Below are 15,458 nucleotides of genomic sequence, written 5' to 3'. Positions count from 1 at the left end.
GTAATACAGTCAGGGTTACTGATCGGTAACACGCGTCCGGAAGCGGGGCCAGCGACCATGACCCACTACAAGAGCAACCTTCGGGACCTTGAGTTCAACCTGTTCGAGGTGTTCGGGGCAGACCGGGCGTTCAGCCAGGCTCCCTACACGGAGCTGGATGTCGACACCGCCCGGAGCTTCCTCGCCGAGGTCGACCGCCTAGCCCGGGAAGACCTGGCAGCCAGCTATACAGACAGCGACCGCAACCCGCCGGTCTTCGATCCGGCGACGCACACCGCGCCGCTGTCGGAGTCGTTCAAGAAGTCGTACCGCCGGTTCATCGACGCCGAGTTCTGGCGGCTGGACCTGCCCGAGGAACTCGGCGGTAGCAACGCACCCCGCGCCCTCTGGTGGTCGCTGGCCGAGCTGGTGCTGGGCTCCAACGCCGCGGTCTGGATGTACGCCTCCGGCCCCTCGTTCGCGCACGTCCTGCACGTTGAGGGCACCGAGCAGCAGCGGAAGTGGTCGAAGCTCTTCATCGACCAGGGTTGGGGCTCCACGATGGTGCTGACCGAGGCGGACGCCGGCTCGGATGTCGGCGCCGGCCGCGCCCGGGCCATCCCGCAGCCGGACGGCTCGTGGCACATCGAGGGCGTCAAGCGCTTCATCACCTCCGGCGAGCACGACCTCAGCGACAACATCGTCCACTATGTGCTGGCCCGGCCGGTCGGGGTCGAGGGCGTGGGTGGTCCGGGCACCAAGGGCCTCTCCCTCTTCGTGGTGCCGAAGTACCACTTCAACGAGGAGACCGGCGAGCTGGGCGAGCGCAACGGCGTCTTCGCCACCAACGTCGAGCACAAGATGGGCCTGAAGGTCTCGAACACCTGCGAGCTGACCTTCGGCGAGCACGGCGTGCCGGCCCAGGGCTGGCTGCTGGGTGAGAAGCACGACGGCATCCGGCAGATGTTCATGATCATCGAGTACGCCCGGATGATGGTCGGTACGAAGGCGATCGCCACCCTCTCCACCGGCTACCTGAACGCACTCGAGTACGCCAAAAACCGGGTGCAGGGCGCCGACCTGACCCAGATGACCGACAAGAGCGCCCCCCGGGTCACGATCACAAACCACCCGGACGTACGCCGTTCGCTGCTGCTCCAGAAGTCGTACGCCGAGGGGCTGCGGGCCCTGGTCTGCTACACGGCCGGCTGGCAGGACAAGGTCGCCATCGCCGAGGCGGCCGGCGACGAGAAGACCGTCCAGCTCGCCAAGCGGGTCAACGACCTGCTGCTGCCGCTGGTCAAGGGGGTCGGCTCGGAGCGGGCGTACGAGCTGCTCGGCCACGAGTCCCTCCAGACCTTCGGTGGTTCCGGCTTCCTCCAGGACTACCCGCTGGAGCAGTACGTCCGGGACGCCAAGATCGACACCCTGTACGAGGGCACCACGGCGATCCAGAGCCTCGACCTGATCTTCCGCAAGGTCGTCCGGGACAACGGCAAGGCCCTGATGGCGGTCGCCGGCGAGATCCAGGAGTTCATCGCTGCCGAAGGCGGCAACGGGCAGCTCAAGGAGGAGCGGCAGGCGCTCGGCCGCGCCCTCGGCGAGATCCAGAGCATCCTCGGCACGCTGACCGGCTGGCTGGGTGAGGCGCAGGGCGGCGAGACCCGGGCGCTCTACAAGGTCGGCCTGGGCAGCCGTCGGTTCCTGCTCGCCATCGGTGACGTGGTGGTGGGCTGGTTGCTCCAGCGGCAGGCCGACGTGGCGCTGACGGCGCTCGCCGGTGACCCCGGCACCGATCGGGATTTCTACACCGGCAAGGTGGCCGCCGCCCGGTTCTTCGCCCGTGAGGTGCTACCGCGCATCGGTGCCGATCGGCGCATCATCGAGAACGTTGACCTGAGCGTCATGGACCTCCCGGAGGAGGCGTTCTGATCCGTTTCGACGGGTAGGGCCTGATCCGGGGCAGACCCGGCAGCAGCGACGGCCGGCGGGGTGACCCGCCGGCCGTCGCGTTGGCTCCGACGCTCGCGCCGCACCGCAACCCCGCCCGGGACGGGGGGTTTGCGGGCCCGGGGGCGGGGTTGCCGGCCCGGACGGGGTTGCGGTGCGGCGGCGGCGGGTAACCGGCATCAGGTCAGGCAGAGAACGCCCAGAGCCATCGCACGGGGGAGTGCAGCGCACATGGGCATTGGTAGCGGTATTTTCCTGATCGCCCTCGGGGCGATCCTCACCTTCGCGGTCCGGGCCAACGTCTGGTGGGTTGACCTGCGTGCGGTCGGCTGGGTCTTCATCCTGGCCGGGCTGGCCGTCCTCCTCACCACGGTGTGGTTCTGGCAGGACCGGCGCAAGCGGGCCCGGACGCTGATCGTGGAGGAGAACCGGCTGTCGCATCCGACCGCGATGATGCCACCGCCGCCGGACCCGCCGCCGCCGACAGCGCCGCCGTCCTGAGCGGCTCAGGTGAGCCGTCGCGACTTTGGTGGCGGCCCGGCCCGGGTGAGCGGCCCGGCCCGGGTGAGCGGCTCAGCCGCGGGCGGTGTGCTCGGCGGTGATGACGGTGTCCCGGCGGCCGAGGCCGGCCCACTCCGCCGTGGTGCGGTGCACCACGGCCTGGCTGGTCCGTTGCGGGTCCCGGTCCGCCTGCTCGGAGTCGAGCAGGATCGACAGCTGCGACACGCCGGGGTTGTGGGCGATCAGTAACACCGTCCGGGCGGTCGGTTCGACCCGCCGCACCAGGGCCAGCAGATCCGCCGGATGCGCCTCGTACGCGTCGTCGGCGTAGTGCACGTCGGGAGCCGGGCCGGCGGAGCCGTCCTCCGGTGGTGCCCCGGTCATCCCCATCGCCACGCCGTGCCAGGTTTCCCGGGTGCGGCGGGCCGAGGAGCAGATCACCACGTCCGGGAGGAGCCCGTGGTGGGCCAGCCACGCGCCGGCCGCCGCCGCGTCCGCTCGCCCCCGCGCCGTCAGCGGCCGGTCCACGTCCGGCTGGTCGCCGGGCGGCTCCGCCTTCGCGTGCCGAAGCAACACCAGCGTGCGGTTCTGGGCCTGCGTGTCCGTCATGCCCCCAGCTTGCCCGATCCCTGTCTGTCAGGGTGAGTTGAGCCAGCGGTTCATTGCAAGTCCGCCGGACGGGGCGAGTTCAGGATCGAGAGTCGTTGAATACTGTTGTTGACGTCGTGACGGCCCAGGATGGGGTCAGTCTTAGGAAGGGCCCGCGTGCGGATGGCCCGCGTTCCGCCGGTCGTTCACTGCGGGGCAGAAGCTGGAGTTGCTGGCCGGGTGTGAGCAGGCCGTCGTGGCTGGTGAGAGTGGGGCGTTCCTGCGGCGGGAGGGGCGATGATTTTTTCTTACACCTCCCCGCCCGGATGCAGTAGGTGCTGGTTGGCAGGAAGCGGCACCGGGCAACGTCGGCGTGAACCACGGCATCTGCTGATCCGGCAAATTGGTGGTAGTCCCTCATCCGCACTTGGGCGCCACGGGGTTGCAATAATCCTGCCAAGCGAGAGTTGCTGCAACTCGCCGGAAGTGGACATTCTAGCGTCGCTACGGTCACCCCGGTGTACACTGGCGATTCGCGCTCGTGAGCCCGTGCACACCGGGGTTCCCTATGTCAGGTTTTCGCTGAGGGTGCAGCGTTCCTCTTTGGTTGCCGGTGAAATTTTAATCGGTGGCGGCCCCTGAGCCGTTACCGCGTGGAGTTAGCAATCAGCATCCATGGTTACGACGTCCTGCCATTTTGTGAACAAGACTTCGATTCGAACTTTGGCATAAACTGCGATGGCGTCTTCGCGGCAGAGCCATTCGGCCTCGGGGTAGGAGTGGTCAAGCCAGAAAGGTACCTTGTACTGAGTGTAGGTGGAGGTAATTGGCCCGACGGGAGAGGGGCGTGTTTCAATTATTTGTAGCTCAAGTTTTGAAGCAAGTTCGAACTCGGGTATATCTCCAATCTCCGAGCGCGAGCCCATAGTCGGTCGGACTTTTATATCGCTCCCATCCCGATCTATGCAGAGTGTGAACCCACCTTTGTAGTTGCATCTGGTGCCGTTTATGCTATTGGTCGACGTTGTCGTGGCAGTGTTCGCTGTTGTTGGAGTCGGATTGCTGGCATGGGCGCTAGCAGGTGACAGAGTGGCGGCCAACATCACTGCCACGGATGCGATCACTTTGCCTAGCATGACTCCTCCTTTAATGCGTAGCATGTCAATGTATTTCACTCCCTACTTATATATAGAAGTCAATCTGACTTCTATATTGAATACTATAACTATCCCTTATTTGGGGCAACCGCGTGTGAAATTTCTCACACTGTCTGTCATAGTTTCGTTGTCCGGTCTCATGGTGTCGTCAAAGGGTTGGATGGCTCTCTGGCGGTGGAACCTGAGTTGGCTCACGGTTTGCGGATCTTGAGGGCGGTGCGGCTGTGAACTGCGGCGATGCGCTCGGGGCGGATCGTTTTCACGCCTTACCTTGATCTTTAACCTGTGCGGCGTGGCCGGGGATTGATCGATTTCTTCTTGGGAGATGTTGTCCTCCCGGTCGCGCTGCTGGTGACGATGTGGACGTCGTGGCGGCGGGTGGGGTGGCGGTTGGGTCGTCCTGGTGGGCGGCCGGGTCCTGGTCGGGTGGGTTTCGGTGCACTGGCGGGACAGGGGCTGTTGGCGCGTAGGTGCCGAAATCCGCGGCGGACGCGGGCTGGGGTGAGCCGGTGGGGTGGGGCTGGTCGTTCCCACGGGTGGCGTAGGTCTGCGGCGAGGGGTCGGGTCAGTCGTAGTTGGGTGTGGCGGCGATGATCAGCCAGGTCAGCGGTCGGCGGCGTGTGGGTCGCGTAGTTTCGGCACGGTCCAGCCGAGGGTCTGCTTGAGTAGCCGGAAGGTGTGCTCGATGTCGAAACGGCGCAGGAACGCCTACCACAGCAGGTCGATGATGGCCGGGTCGGGGTTGTCGCTGGGTTGGTGGGCGAGGCCGGTGAACCACCACAGCCAGACTGGTTTCGCGGTCCTGCCGGAGGGCAGTCGCTGCACGTCGAGACGGACGACGGTGCCTTCGGGAATGGGCAGGTCGGGGCAGTCTGCCCAGGCGGCGCGGCGGGTTAGCCCCGGTGCCAGGCGCGGGCGGTCGCGGTGCCGTAGAGGCGGGTCTCGGTCGCGGTGGTCACGTCCGGGGCGCCCCAGCTGGCCGGCGGCGTAGCACCCGGTCGGATCGCATCCGGGCCAGCACGCGTACCGGCAGGTCACGTAGCAGCCAGGCCAGCCGGGCGGCGTCGTAGCCGGCATCCATCACCACCCAGACCGCCGGGTCACCAGGCTCCCAGTGCCCCGCGGCCAGCGGGGACATCACCTTGTGTCTCTACGACGTCACGACCCTGTACTTCGAGGCGGAGAAGGAGGATGACCTGCGCAGGGTCGGCTACTCCAAGGAACGCCGGGTCGACCCGCAGATCGTGGTCGGGCTGCTGGTCGACTGCGGCGGGAACCCGCACACCCATCCCGGCTCGTGGCGCGCGGTCTGGGCCTACTCCCACAAACGGGCCGTGCGCGACCGGCGCACCCTCGCCGCGCAGGAGCAACGAGCCCGCGCCGTCGTCAACGGGCAGAAAACGGCCCGGACTCCGAGGTCCGTCAAGACCAACAACGGGGCACAGACCCTCGATCAAGCATCGCTGGACCGCGCCCGCCGACTGGTGGGCCTGAAGGGCTACGTCACCAACATCGCCGGCACCGCCATGCCCGCAGACGAGGTCATCAGCGCCTACCACGACCTCTGGCAGGTCGAGGCGTCGTTTCGGATGAGCAAGTCCGACCTGGCCGCCCGGCCCATGTTCCACCGCACGCAAGACGCCATCGAGGCGCACCTGACCATCGTGTTCGCCGCCCTCGCCGTCTCCCGCGAGGTCCAAACCCGCACCGGCCTATCCATCCGCAACCGGGCCGGAGTCCCAGGACCTGTTTAGGCGAAGAGGGCGAAGTAGATCGCGATGTGGTGACAGGTCGCGGCGACCAGGGTGCAGGCGTGGAAGAACTCGTGGTGGCCGAAGACCGTGGGCCACGGGTTGGGCCGGCGCAGGGCGTAGCTCACCGCGCCGATGCTGTAGATCGCACCGCCAACGATCAGCAGAACCAGGGCGGTCACCCCGCCCGCGTGGAGGATGTCCGGCAGCATCGCCACCGCGACCCAGCCGAGCGCCAGGTAGAGCGGTGCGGATACCCAGCGCGGGGCGTGCGGCCAGCTGAGCTTGAGGGCCACGCCCCCGAATGCGCCACCCCACACCAACGTGAGCATGATCGTCGCCGGTCGGGGCTCCAGCAGCAGGACGCAGAGCGGCGTGTACGTACCAGCGATGAAGATAAAGATCATCGAATGGTCCATCCGCCGCATGACCTGAAAGCCGCGCTCGGACCACACCCGCCGGTGGTAGAGCCCGCTGGTGCCGAAGAGCCCGCAGACGGTCAGGCTGTAGATCAGGGTGCTGACCAGCGGCGACCAGCCGGACCGGGCCGCGGCGATGGAGCAGAGGACGATCCCGCAGACGATGGCGACGAAGAACGCGTACGCGTGCAGCCAGCCGCGCATCCGAGGCTTGCCGAGGTCGGTCGGCTTGAGGCGGGTTGGTGCGGAGGAGGTCACGCCAACAGGTTACGACGCCGTAGGTTACCTGGTGGTAGTGCCGATGGTCACGAAACCGGTGGCCGAGCGGGTGGGCGTCCGGCTGCGCCAGCGGGCCGCCCGGGTCGGCTGCGCCAGCGGGCCGCCCGGCACCGGCTCGTTCCGGAACCCGGCGCGGTCCGGAAAGATGGCGGGATGCGGATCCGGCCGGTCGGGGCGCACGCCCTGCTGCTCGACTGTTCCGACGCCGACCAGGTGGAGGCGTGGCGAGCCGAGCTGTGGCGCCGCCGGGAACGGGGCGACCTGGACGCGATCGAGATCATCCCGGCGGCCCGCACCGTGCTGCTCGACGGCCTCACCGACCCGGCCCACACCGCCGCGCTTCTCGGCACCTGGGACCCGCCCCCCAGCATCGCTGCCACCGGCACGAGCGTCGGCACCGCCGACCCGGGCACCGGCAGTGGAGGCACCGGCGTTGTCGAGGTTCCGGTGCGCTACAACGGGGCGGACCTGCCGACCGTCGCCGGCTACTGGGACGTCGCCGTGCCGACCGTCGTACGCCGGCTCATCGACACCGAGTTCCGGGTGGCCTTCTGCGGTTTCGCGCCCGGCTTCGCGTACCTGACCGGGTTGCCGGTCGGGTTGGCCATGCCCCGGCTGCCGACCCCCCGCCCCCGGGTCCCGGCCGGCTCCGTGGCGCTGGCCGGTCCGTACGCCGGGATCTATCCGACCGCCTCGCCCGGCGGCTGGCTGCTCGTCGGCCACACCGACCTGCCCCTGTTCGACGTGCACGCCGACCCGCCGGCCCGGCTCACGCCCGGCACCCGGGTGCGGTTGGTCCCGGCATGACCGGCACCCGGCCCGCCGGGCCGAAGCCACCCAACGTGCCCGTAGCCGGCAGCGGCGGCGTGGTCGAGGTGCTGCGGGCCGGCATTCTCACCACCGTGCAGGATCTCGGCCGGCCCGGCTGGGCACACCTCGGCGTATCGCGCTCCGGCGCCCTCGACCCGGGCGCGCTCCGGCTGGCCAACCGGCTGGTCGGCAACCCGGAGAGCGCCGCCGGTCTGGAGATCACCCTGACCGGGTGTGAGCTGCGGTTTCGTCGCGCCACCACGGTCACGGTCACCGGGGCGGACGCCCCCGTCCACGTCGGTGCGCGTCCCGGCGACGTGGGGCGGCCGCTCGCCGTCCCGGCGGGTGCGACGGTGCGGGTCGGCCCGCCCCGCACCGGGCTGCGGTCCTGGCTCGCCGTCGCTGGCGGGATCGCCGTCGAACCGGTGCTCGGCAGCCGGGCCACGGACACCCTCTCCGGGCTCGGCCCGTCCCCGCTGCACGACGGCGACCGGCTCCCCGTGGGCGCGCCGGCCGGGCCGCCCGCCCCGGTGGATGTCACCCCGACCGTGCCGGCACCGGAGCAGGTGCGGCTGGAGCTGTGCCTCGGTCCACGCGCCGACTGGTTCACCGCACCCGCACTCGACCGGTTGTTCGGTACGGCGTACACCCTGACCCCGGTCAGCAACCGCGTCGGCGCTCGCCTGTCCGGGGCGCCGCTGCCCCGCGCGGTGTCGGGGGAACTGCCCAGCGAGGGTCTCGTACTCGGGGCGGTGCAGGTGCCGGCGGACGGTCAACCCCTGGTCTTCCTCGCCGACCATCCGACCACCGGGGGATACCCGGTGGTCGGGGTGGTGGTTGACGTGACTCCGCTCGCGCAGGCCCGGCCAGGGACTACGGTGAGGTTCTATGGACCTCAACGCGGATCTCGGTGAGGGCCTCGGCGTCTGGCGGCTCGGCGACGATGCCGCGCTGCTGGACCTGGTCACCTCCGCCAACGTCGCCTGCGGGTTCCACGCGGGCGACGCCGTCACCATGCGCCGGGTCTGCGCCGCGGCCGCCGAGCGGGGAGTCATGGTGGGCGCCCAGGTCAGCTACCGGGACCTGGTCGGCTTCGGCCGCCGGCACATCGCGTACGAGTTCGCCGAGCTGCGCGACGAGGTCATCTACCAGCTCGGTGCGCTCGACGGCTTCTGCCGGGTCGCCGGGACGCGGGTCCGCTACCTCAAGCCGCACGGCGCGCTCTACCACGCCGTCACCCACGACGAATCGCAGGCGGCGGCGGTGGTCGCCGCGGTCGCCGAGTACGACGACCAACTTTCCGTGCTCTGCCCATCCGGCTCGGTGTTCGCCCAGCTCGCGAACGGGGCCGGGCTGCGGGCGGTCAGCGAGGGCTTCGCCGACCGGGGCTACCAGCCCAACGGCAGGCTGGTGCCCCGGGGCGCCCCGGACGCGCTGGTCACCGACGCGGAGCAGATGGCCCAGCAGGCTCTCCGGATGGCGACCGAGCAGGCGGTGGTGGCGGTCGACGGCACCGTGATTCCCTGCCCGGTCCAGTCGATCTGCCTGCACGGCGACACCCCTGGTGCGGTGCGCTGTGCCGAGCTGATTCGCGCCGTGTTGGTGGACGCGGGGGTCCCGCTCGCCCCGTTCACGGGAGGGGCGGGGCGGGCGTAGCAGGGTAGCGGGACCCCGCGCCGGTTCAGGTGCCGGGTTCCGCGCCGGTTCCGGCGTCCATGCCGCGTAGCACCAGCGGGAGCCGGTCGGCGGCGTCGTCAACCACCCAGATTGGTACGCCCCAGTCCTGTCGGGTCAGGTGGCAGGCGGCGTGCGCCACGTCGGCGTCGCAGGTCGCCGCCTGGGCGGTCACCTGGAGCACCCCCTCGGGGACCGAGTCGTTGAGGACCAGCTGGCGGGTCAGCTCGGTGCTGGTGCCCGCGCCGGCCAGCAGCAGCTCCGGCGGGGACGCCGTGACCACCAGCCGGGTGGACGGCCCGTAGCTGTCGTCGAGCTGCTGACCGGATGCCGGGGTGAAGATGACCTCCAGGGTCACCTCGCCGGCGCGTAGCTCGGTCGGTCTCCGCTCGGCACGGTGCCGTGGGCCGTCGACCGTGCTGGCCCCGGCGGCGGTGAGCGCGCCCGGCGCGAGTCGGGTCAGCCGGTGGGCGGCGGACTCCACGACCAGTACCCCGCCGTCCGGGGTGAGCAGCAGGTCGCTCGGCTCGGCGAGCCCGTCGGCGACCGTGCCCACCGAGTCCGTCTCCGGGTCGTAGCGGCGGACCGCCCCGTTGTACGTGTCGGCGATCAGCACCGACCCGTCCGGCAACGCGCAGACTCCCAGCGGATGCTGGAGTAGCGCCTGCGCCGCCGGCCCGTCAACGTGCCCGAACTCGAAGAGCCCCTGCCCGACGGCGGTGTGCAGGGTGCCGTTCTCGACGTAGCGGACTGCGCTGGTCTCGCTGTCGGCCACCCAGAGCCGGCTGCCGTCGGCGGAGACCGACAGGCCGGAGGGCTGGGCCAGCCACGCCTCGGCCAGCGGGCCGTCCTTGCGGGCCTCGACGGTGCTGCCCGCGTACATGCCGGCGGTGCGCTTCACCGGGTCGAACCACCAGAGCTGGTGGATGCCGGCCATGGCGATCACCAGGCGGCCGTCGTACCAGGCCAGATCCCAGGGGGAGGAGAGGTCGACGGAGCGGGCGTCGTGGGCGTGGTCATCCACGGTGGAACGCCACTGCCGGCCGGTGCCGGCCACGGTGACCACCTCGCCGGTGTCGAGGCGTACGCCGCGCAGCAGGTGGTTGACGGTGTCGGCGACGACCAGGTCGTAGCCGACCAGCCGGGAGACGCGAGCCGGGAGGAGGCAGAGCCCTTGCGGCTCGGCGAAGGTGGCCGCCGTGGCCGGCCCGTCGGTCCGACCGCGCGCGCCGGTGCCGATCCGGCGCAGCAGCGTCTCGCCGTCGGGGGCCAGCTCCGCGAGGGAGTGCCGGGCCGAGTCCGACACCAGCAGGTTCCCGTTGTCGAGTACGACGCCTTTGCCGGGGAAGCGCAGCGTGGTCTCCGGCTCGGCGGGGGGCACGTACGGGCCGTCGCCCCGGTGCAGGGTGCCCTTGGCCTCGTGGGTGGCGATCAGGTCGTCCACGAGCCGGACCAGGCCCTCGGCGTGCCCCTCACCGGCCATCGTGGCCACCACGTACCCCTCGGGGTCGATCACGGCGAGGGTCGGCCAGGCCCGGGCGGCGTACTGCTGCCACATGTTCAGTTCAGGGTCGTCGAGCACCGGGTGGTGCACGCCGTACCGTTCGACGGCGTCGGCCAGGGCGTCCGGGTCCTTCTCGTGTTCGAACTTGGGCGAGTGGACGCCGACGACCACGAGTACGTCGGCGTACTTCTGCTCGATGGGCCGTAGCTCGTCGAGCACGTGTAGGCAGTTGATGCAGCAGAAGGTCCAGAAGTCGAGGACGGTTATCCGGCCTCGAAGGTCGGCCAGGGTCAGGTCTCGTCCGCCGGTGTTCAGCCAGCGACGGCCCTTCAGCTCGGGTGCTCGGACGCGAGGCGCGGTTGCCATGGGGCAACCCTCCCACGGCAACGATGCAGGTGCCCCCGTGGATGAGCCAACGTGACGCGGAAAACGACGCGGCTACTTCTACGGGTTGCGCCGGTCGGTGGCATCGCTCGGCGTGCCTTCCCGGCTGTCGGCCAGCAGCCTGATGGGTTCCGTGATGTCTTCGATGGTGACCGGCACCGTCACCCCCGCCTCCTCGATCAGCTGGGCGAGGGGCGTGATCGACTCGGTGGGGCGGCTGTCTCCCGCTGATCGCGCCGACGTGTCCGGAGGGATGCGCCCCACCTCCAGCCCACTGCCATCTGGCATATAGCCGATCGAGTGGATGCCGGTGCGCCGACCACGCGTGGCGTTCCAGATTTTCTGCCCAGCGGCCTTTAGCTCGGCCTCGGAGTGCGCCGCCGGCTCTACGGTGACGGTGCACCAGCGGCGGGCCTGGGTCAGCGCTGCGCGCATGCCGGAAGTCAGCTCACCCTTCCAGTAGACGATGAGGCCACCGTCGTTGTGTGCGAGGCCGGCGAAGCCGGACTGGGGCGTGGTCAGCTGCTCCGCCATGATGACGTGCTGCGCGGGCTCGGTGGCGCTCTGCCGAAGCATTTCCGCACGTAGGGCGGGATCGATGTCGTCGCTGGACTGCGGGGCTTGCGAACGGTCGGCCGTGGGTTCGGATGGTGTCGCCGCGGTCCGGGCTGGGGCCGCCGGGGCTGCGGCGAGCAGCAGGACGGCCAGTGCCGCGGCGAGTGAGGCCCGCCGGGGCGGCAGAGTCTTTACGAACCGCATTGCGCTCCTTGGATAGAAACTAAGGTCTCGGTCGGTCGAAGCCTCAATCTGGTCGCTTGTGCGCCTGCCGCCGGAATGGTCCCCAGGAAACGAAACGATCGAATAGTTCGCGGGGGTTCGGTCCGTCGTGGGGGTTGAGGTGGTAGAGGTCGTGCATGGCTTCGTAGAGGAGTCCGGCGAGGTAGATGGTGAGGCTCGGCTGTCGGGTTTCGTATTCGGCTTTGAGGAGGAGGCGGGCTTCGGCGCAGGGCCAGGGGTGGCCGCAGGCGCGGCAGGCCCACATGGGTCGTAGGGGTGTGTGGGGTGGTTGGTTCCGGGTGTGGTGGCGGGGGTGTTGGGGGTGGGGGCCGAGTCGTGGTTGGGGTAGGTGGTGGGGGTTCACCAGCGGCCTCCGTTGGCTCGCCACTGTTGGGCGGGGGTGAGCCAGCCGACGCGTCCGGGTTGGGGGTCGGCGACGGTTGGTTGGGTCATCCAGGCGGGGAGGTTGGCTGGCCGGTTCGCCGGCCGGGCCCGCTCCGGCGCCGCTGGACGCCCCGAAGCCGCTGGGTGCTGTGAAGCGTTCGTCCGGTGCGGCTCGTTCGCGCGGTGCGGGCGGTGCGGCGCGGTGTTTTTCCGGCGCCGACTGAACCAGCGAATTCGCATTTGATCTCCTTGGTGCTGGTGGGGGACCGCCCCCACGGGTGGGGGCGGTCCGACAGCGCCTCCGGCGGGATAGGACCTCCACCGGCTTACGCCGTTTCGCGGAGTCAGTCTGGCTATCAGTAGTGGACAGTAAAACCCCATCCGCGTATGGTCCGAAGACATCCGAAATGCCTTCCGGAGGGGCCCATGAACGAGGCACTTCGGCTGGCCATGAACGAGGCTGGCCACACCGCTCAATCGCTCGCCGAACGGGTCGGGGTTGACCGGAAAACGACGACGCGGTGGCTCGTAAAGGATCATGTTCCGCACCCGGCGCACCGCACGGCGGCGGCGGATGCGCTCGGTGTGGACAAGGAGGACATATGGCCGGACACTTCGAGACGTCGCAATCCGGTCTGGTTCCGACCGTGGCAGGAATTCGAACGCGAGGCGACGTCGCTGCGGTCATATCAGCCGCTGGTTGTTCCTGGCTTGCTGCAGACCGAGGCCTACGCACGCGCGGTGCTGTCCAGTGGGGGTTTACGGGGGCGCACGGCGGTCGACCGGCTCGTCGCCACCCGGCTCTCGCGCCAGGCCATCCTCACCAGGGAAGATCCGCCGCAGTTCGCGGCCGTGGTCGACGAGGTCGCCCTCCGGCGCCCGGTCGGCGGCCGGGAGACGATGCGCGAGCAGGTGTCGGCGCTGCTGGCAGCGTGCGCGGCCGCACACATCCGGCTGCACGTCGTGCCGTTGACCGTCGGCGCCTACGCGGGGCTCAACGGGCCGTTCGTCATCGGCACCGGTGCGGACCACCGGATGGCGGTCTACCTGGACAGCCAGCTGGAGGGGGAGATGGTTAGCACCCCGAACGACGTGGCGGCGATACTGGAGGTGTGGGAGAACGTGCGGGGTGAGGCGTTGTCCCACTGGCAGTCAGTTGATCTTCTGAGGGAAGTGGCTGAATCATGGACTTGACCGGGGCGCGATGGCGCAAGAGCAGCCGCAGCAGCGGCAACGGCGGCGACTGCGTCGAGGTTGCCGACGATCTGCCCGGTGGGGTGGGGGTTAGGGATTCCAAGGACCCGACCGGCCCGGCGCTGGTCTTCGGGCCGGCGTCGTGGCGGGCGTTCGTCGCCCAGCTTCCAGGACGCGACTGACCTACCCTCCGAACGCGCCCGTCCCAACCTGGGGCGGGCGCGTTCGTCGTTGCGCCGGCGCGCCCGTTCGGCCTGGGTAGTCCCCTTCGGGATCGTTGCCATGGCGTCTCTCATCCCCTCGTTCGGCGGCTGACCGGAACACCTGGCCAGGCGTCGCCCGGGGCGGAGTTGGAACGCGCCGAGATCATACTTTCCGCCGACGCCCACCGGTCCCGACGCTGTCACGATCGGTCTTACATCGGCTCGGGAGCGAGCCCGTGAACCGAATCGACGAGGAGTGTGTGATGGCCAAAGGCGCGGACGATAACTGGGCGCCCTGGTACGTGTATGCGATCGCGATCATCGGGGCGAATTTCCTCAAGCAGCAATTCATGGCAGGCATTCCCGTCGCGGTGAACGTGGCTGTCACCGCGGTGGTCGTCCTGGCCGTGGTCTCCGTGATCACCGCGGGTTGGCGAATGGTTCGGCGGCCGGGCACGGACCGCTAACACAGATGATCAGTTGCATGGCAGCAGCCCTCCCCGCTCGTCGGGGGCGCGGCCACGCTGCACGGCCACCAGGCGGTCACGCAACAACCGGGCTATCGGCCCGATCGGGCCGTCGCCGAGCGACCTACGGCCGTACTCGGACACGATCCGTCCGACCGGCGTCACAACGGCCGCCGTCCCGCAGGCGGGCAGCTCGGAGACCTCGCCGCGCGCGATAGCAGCGGGCAAGTCAGAACACGACCTGCCCGTGGTGCAGTCCGACCGTGGCCGGGTCGGCCGGGACCGGGCCGTAGGGCTGGACCACTCCATCGGCCCATCCACGGTCGGCCGACCAGGTGCGGGTAACCGTGTGCTCGGTGAACACCGTGCCAAAGGCCGGGTGGGCGCACCGCTCCGCGCCGGACAGCCGGTCGGCCGGGGCGCAGGCCGGGGCGGTCACTGTCATCCGCTCTTCTCCCCCGTAGCACCACTGCCGATCGCCTGGCACGTGGGCGTCGCGGCGAACGCCTGCTCGAGTGCCGGCTGGTCGGACACCTCGTTGGTCATGACGCTGATGGCTCGGATGCCCGTCTGCGCTGCCCGCACCGCCTGGACCCCTTCCAGCACATTGGAAGGATCAGCCTCCTCGACGTACCGGGCGGCCTTCTCGATCGACTCGCGCTCGTCCTGGAACGACGTGCGCAGCTCATCGAGCACCTTGTCGCCGTTGTCCACCGGGGGCGGCCCCAGCGCGTCGATCTCGCCGATCAATTCGTCGGCCGCCTTGCCGACGCTGCGCAGGCTGCGGGCAGCGGTGTCAGCGATGGTGTCGGTGTCGATGCGATCGAAGTCCGCCTGGTCGACCGCAACGGTCCGCACCCGATCCAGGTCCTCACACAGCCGCGTCATCCACGCTGTCTGCTCCGGAGTCGTGTCCGCATCGGCTGACGTGACTCGGCCCGGTCCGCCGCCAGTCGGCACCAGGTCGGGGAGGTCGCATCCGGTGAGCAGCAGGGTGGCTGCCGCGACCATGGTGCACGAGCGGAAGCCTTGGGCGCAGGTTTTGTTCACAGGCCGATCTTGACCGTGGTTTGCGCTGCCGTCATCGTTCTTTCGAACTATTTCTGCGGCGTCTCTCATCATGTTCATTAACGCTTTCGCGGTCTGTCCTTCTTGTTCCTCTGAAGGGGTTGACAGGTCGCGGTTCACGCTGCTTCTCTGGTGCCGCGCCCTGCGAGTGGGGGACAGTATGTTCAACGACGTCTCGACTCGGACGGTCCAGCGCGATCAGGCGCTGGCCACCGTTCGTCGGTATTACGAATTGGTTGACAAGGATGACGTGCCGGGCCCGCTCGATCTGTTCACGCCAGATGCGACCTACGAGCGGCCGAGCACGCTGCCGGCAGCGCGTACCGGCCCGACGACTGGCTGCCACAGACCGCGAGAACCCTGGGAGGG

General features: G+C 69.3%; 16 protein-coding genes and 2 pseudogenes. 9 read left to right on the top strand and 9 right to left on the bottom strand.

The annotated features are described in order from the left end of the window. Positions 1-57: 57 nt before the first annotated feature. Positions 58-1,911, top strand: a complete 1,854-nt coding sequence (locus T398_RS10000; protein ID WP_496446073.1) for an acyl-CoA dehydrogenase — start codon at positions 58-60, stop codon at positions 1,909-1,911. A gap of 249 nt (positions 1,912-2,160) precedes the next feature. Then, positions 2,161-2,430, top strand: a complete 270-nt coding sequence (locus T398_RS09995; RefSeq protein ID WP_018217865.1) for a DUF6458 family protein — start codon at positions 2,161-2,163, stop codon at positions 2,428-2,430. A 72-nt stretch (positions 2,431-2,502) separates the two neighbouring features. Here T398_RS09995 and T398_RS09990 read toward each other — a convergent pair whose 3' ends face one another. Both T398_RS09990 and T398_RS09985 read right to left on the bottom strand, forming a co-directional pair. Further along, complete coding sequence (locus tag T398_RS09990; protein ID WP_496446071.1) at positions 2,503-3,039, bottom strand: SixA phosphatase family protein; 537 nt, start codon at positions 3,037-3,039, stop codon at positions 2,503-2,505. A gap of 1,414 nt (positions 3,040-4,453) precedes the next feature. After that, positions 4,454-5,304 (bottom strand): annotated as a pseudogene (locus tag T398_RS09985) (transposase); the annotation flags it as partial. Between the two features lies 1 nt (position 5,305). On the opposite strand from T398_RS09985, the pseudogene T398_RS09980 reads away from it, so the two are divergent. Next, positions 5,306-5,896, top strand: a pseudogene (locus T398_RS09980) (IS1634 family transposase); the annotation flags it as partial. 29 nt (positions 5,897-5,925) lie between these two features. Here T398_RS09980 and trhA read toward each other — a convergent pair. Continuing rightward, on the bottom strand, positions 5,926-6,603 hold the full coding sequence (trhA, locus tag T398_RS09975; protein WP_496446069.1) for a PAQR family membrane homeostasis protein TrhA: 678 nt from the start codon (positions 6,601-6,603) through the stop codon (positions 5,926-5,928). Positions 6,604-6,777: 174 nt separating this feature from the next. Here trhA and T398_RS09970 point away from each other — a divergent pair, with 174 nt between their 5' ends. Genes T398_RS09970 through T398_RS09960 form a run of 3 tightly spaced genes read left to right on the top strand, consistent with a single transcriptional unit; the run spans position 6,778 to position 9,090 of the window. Further along, on the top strand, positions 6,778-7,431 hold the full coding sequence (locus T398_RS09970) for a 5-oxoprolinase subunit B family protein (RefSeq protein ID WP_496446067.1): 654 nt from the start codon (positions 6,778-6,780) through the stop codon (positions 7,429-7,431). Continuing rightward, positions 7,428-8,348, top strand: coding sequence for a 5-oxoprolinase subunit C family protein (locus tag T398_RS09965; protein WP_496446065.1), 921 nt, complete (start codon positions 7,428-7,430; stop codon positions 8,346-8,348). The genes T398_RS09970 and T398_RS09965 overlap by 4 nt, the downstream gene beginning before the upstream one ends. Beyond that, a complete protein-coding gene (locus T398_RS09960) occupies positions 8,323-9,090 on the top strand; it encodes a LamB/YcsF family protein (RefSeq protein ID WP_496446064.1) in 768 nt (255 codons plus the stop codon). The genes T398_RS09965 and T398_RS09960 overlap by 26 nt, the downstream gene beginning before the upstream one ends. 25 nt (positions 9,091-9,115) lie before the next feature. On the opposite strand, the gene T398_RS09955 is transcribed toward T398_RS09960, so the two are convergent. The 3 genes from T398_RS09955 to T398_RS09945 all read right to left on the bottom strand — a co-directional run bounded on the left by T398_RS09955 (position 9,116) and on the right by T398_RS09945 (position 12,137). Next, positions 9,116-10,978 carry an NHL domain-containing thioredoxin family protein gene (locus T398_RS09955; RefSeq protein WP_496446062.1) on the bottom strand — a complete coding sequence of 621 codons (1,863 nt, stop codon included), beginning with the start codon at positions 10,976-10,978 and terminating at the stop codon, positions 9,116-9,118. Positions 10,979-11,056: 78 nt separating this feature from the next. Continuing rightward, positions 11,057-11,755 (bottom strand): hypothetical protein, encoded by a 699-nt coding sequence (locus T398_RS09950; RefSeq protein WP_496446061.1) that lies wholly within the window; start codon positions 11,753-11,755, stop codon positions 11,057-11,059. 43 nt (positions 11,756-11,798) lie between these two features. After that, entirely contained in the window at positions 11,799-12,137 is a 339-nt protein-coding gene (locus tag T398_RS09945) for a hypothetical protein (RefSeq protein WP_496446059.1), read from the bottom strand. A gap of 446 nt (positions 12,138-12,583) precedes the next feature. Here T398_RS09945 and T398_RS09940 point away from each other — a divergent pair, with 446 nt between their 5' ends. From T398_RS09940 to T398_RS09930, 3 genes are all read left to right on the top strand, one after another. Continuing rightward, positions 12,584-13,351: a helix-turn-helix domain-containing protein gene (locus T398_RS09940; protein WP_496446057.1), complete on the top strand. Its 768-nt coding sequence runs from the start codon at positions 12,584-12,586 to the stop codon at positions 13,349-13,351. Then, complete coding sequence (locus tag T398_RS09935) at positions 13,342-13,533, top strand: DUF397 domain-containing protein (protein WP_496446055.1); 192 nt, start codon at positions 13,342-13,344, stop codon at positions 13,531-13,533. The genes T398_RS09940 and T398_RS09935 overlap by 10 nt, the downstream gene beginning before the upstream one ends. 257 nt (positions 13,534-13,790) lie before the next feature. Further along, positions 13,791-14,021, top strand: coding sequence for a hypothetical protein (locus tag T398_RS09930; RefSeq protein ID WP_496446053.1), 231 nt, complete (start codon positions 13,791-13,793; stop codon positions 14,019-14,021). Between the two features lie 9 nt (positions 14,022-14,030). Here the strand turns inward: T398_RS09930 and T398_RS09925 are convergent, their stop codons facing one another. From T398_RS09925 to T398_RS09915, 3 genes are read right to left on the bottom strand one after another with little or no spacing between them, the layout of a single operon-like run. Further along, entirely contained in the window at positions 14,031-14,249 is a 219-nt protein-coding gene (locus T398_RS09925) for a hypothetical protein (protein ID WP_496446052.1), read from the bottom strand. Position 14,250: 1 nt separating this feature from the next. Then, entirely contained in the window at positions 14,251-14,466 is a 216-nt protein-coding gene (locus tag T398_RS09920; protein ID WP_496446051.1) for a hypothetical protein, read from the bottom strand. Then, complete coding sequence (locus T398_RS09915) at positions 14,463-15,209, bottom strand: hypothetical protein (RefSeq protein ID WP_496446050.1); 747 nt, start codon at positions 15,207-15,209, stop codon at positions 14,463-14,465. The genes T398_RS09920 and T398_RS09915 overlap by 4 nt, the downstream gene beginning before the upstream one ends. Positions 15,210-15,458: the final 249 nt, after the last annotated feature.

This window comes from Salinispora goodfellowii, from assembly GCF_059570675.1.
Note: the sequence above shows the minus strand (reverse complement) of the source record. Positions and strands in the feature narration are given on the sequence as shown.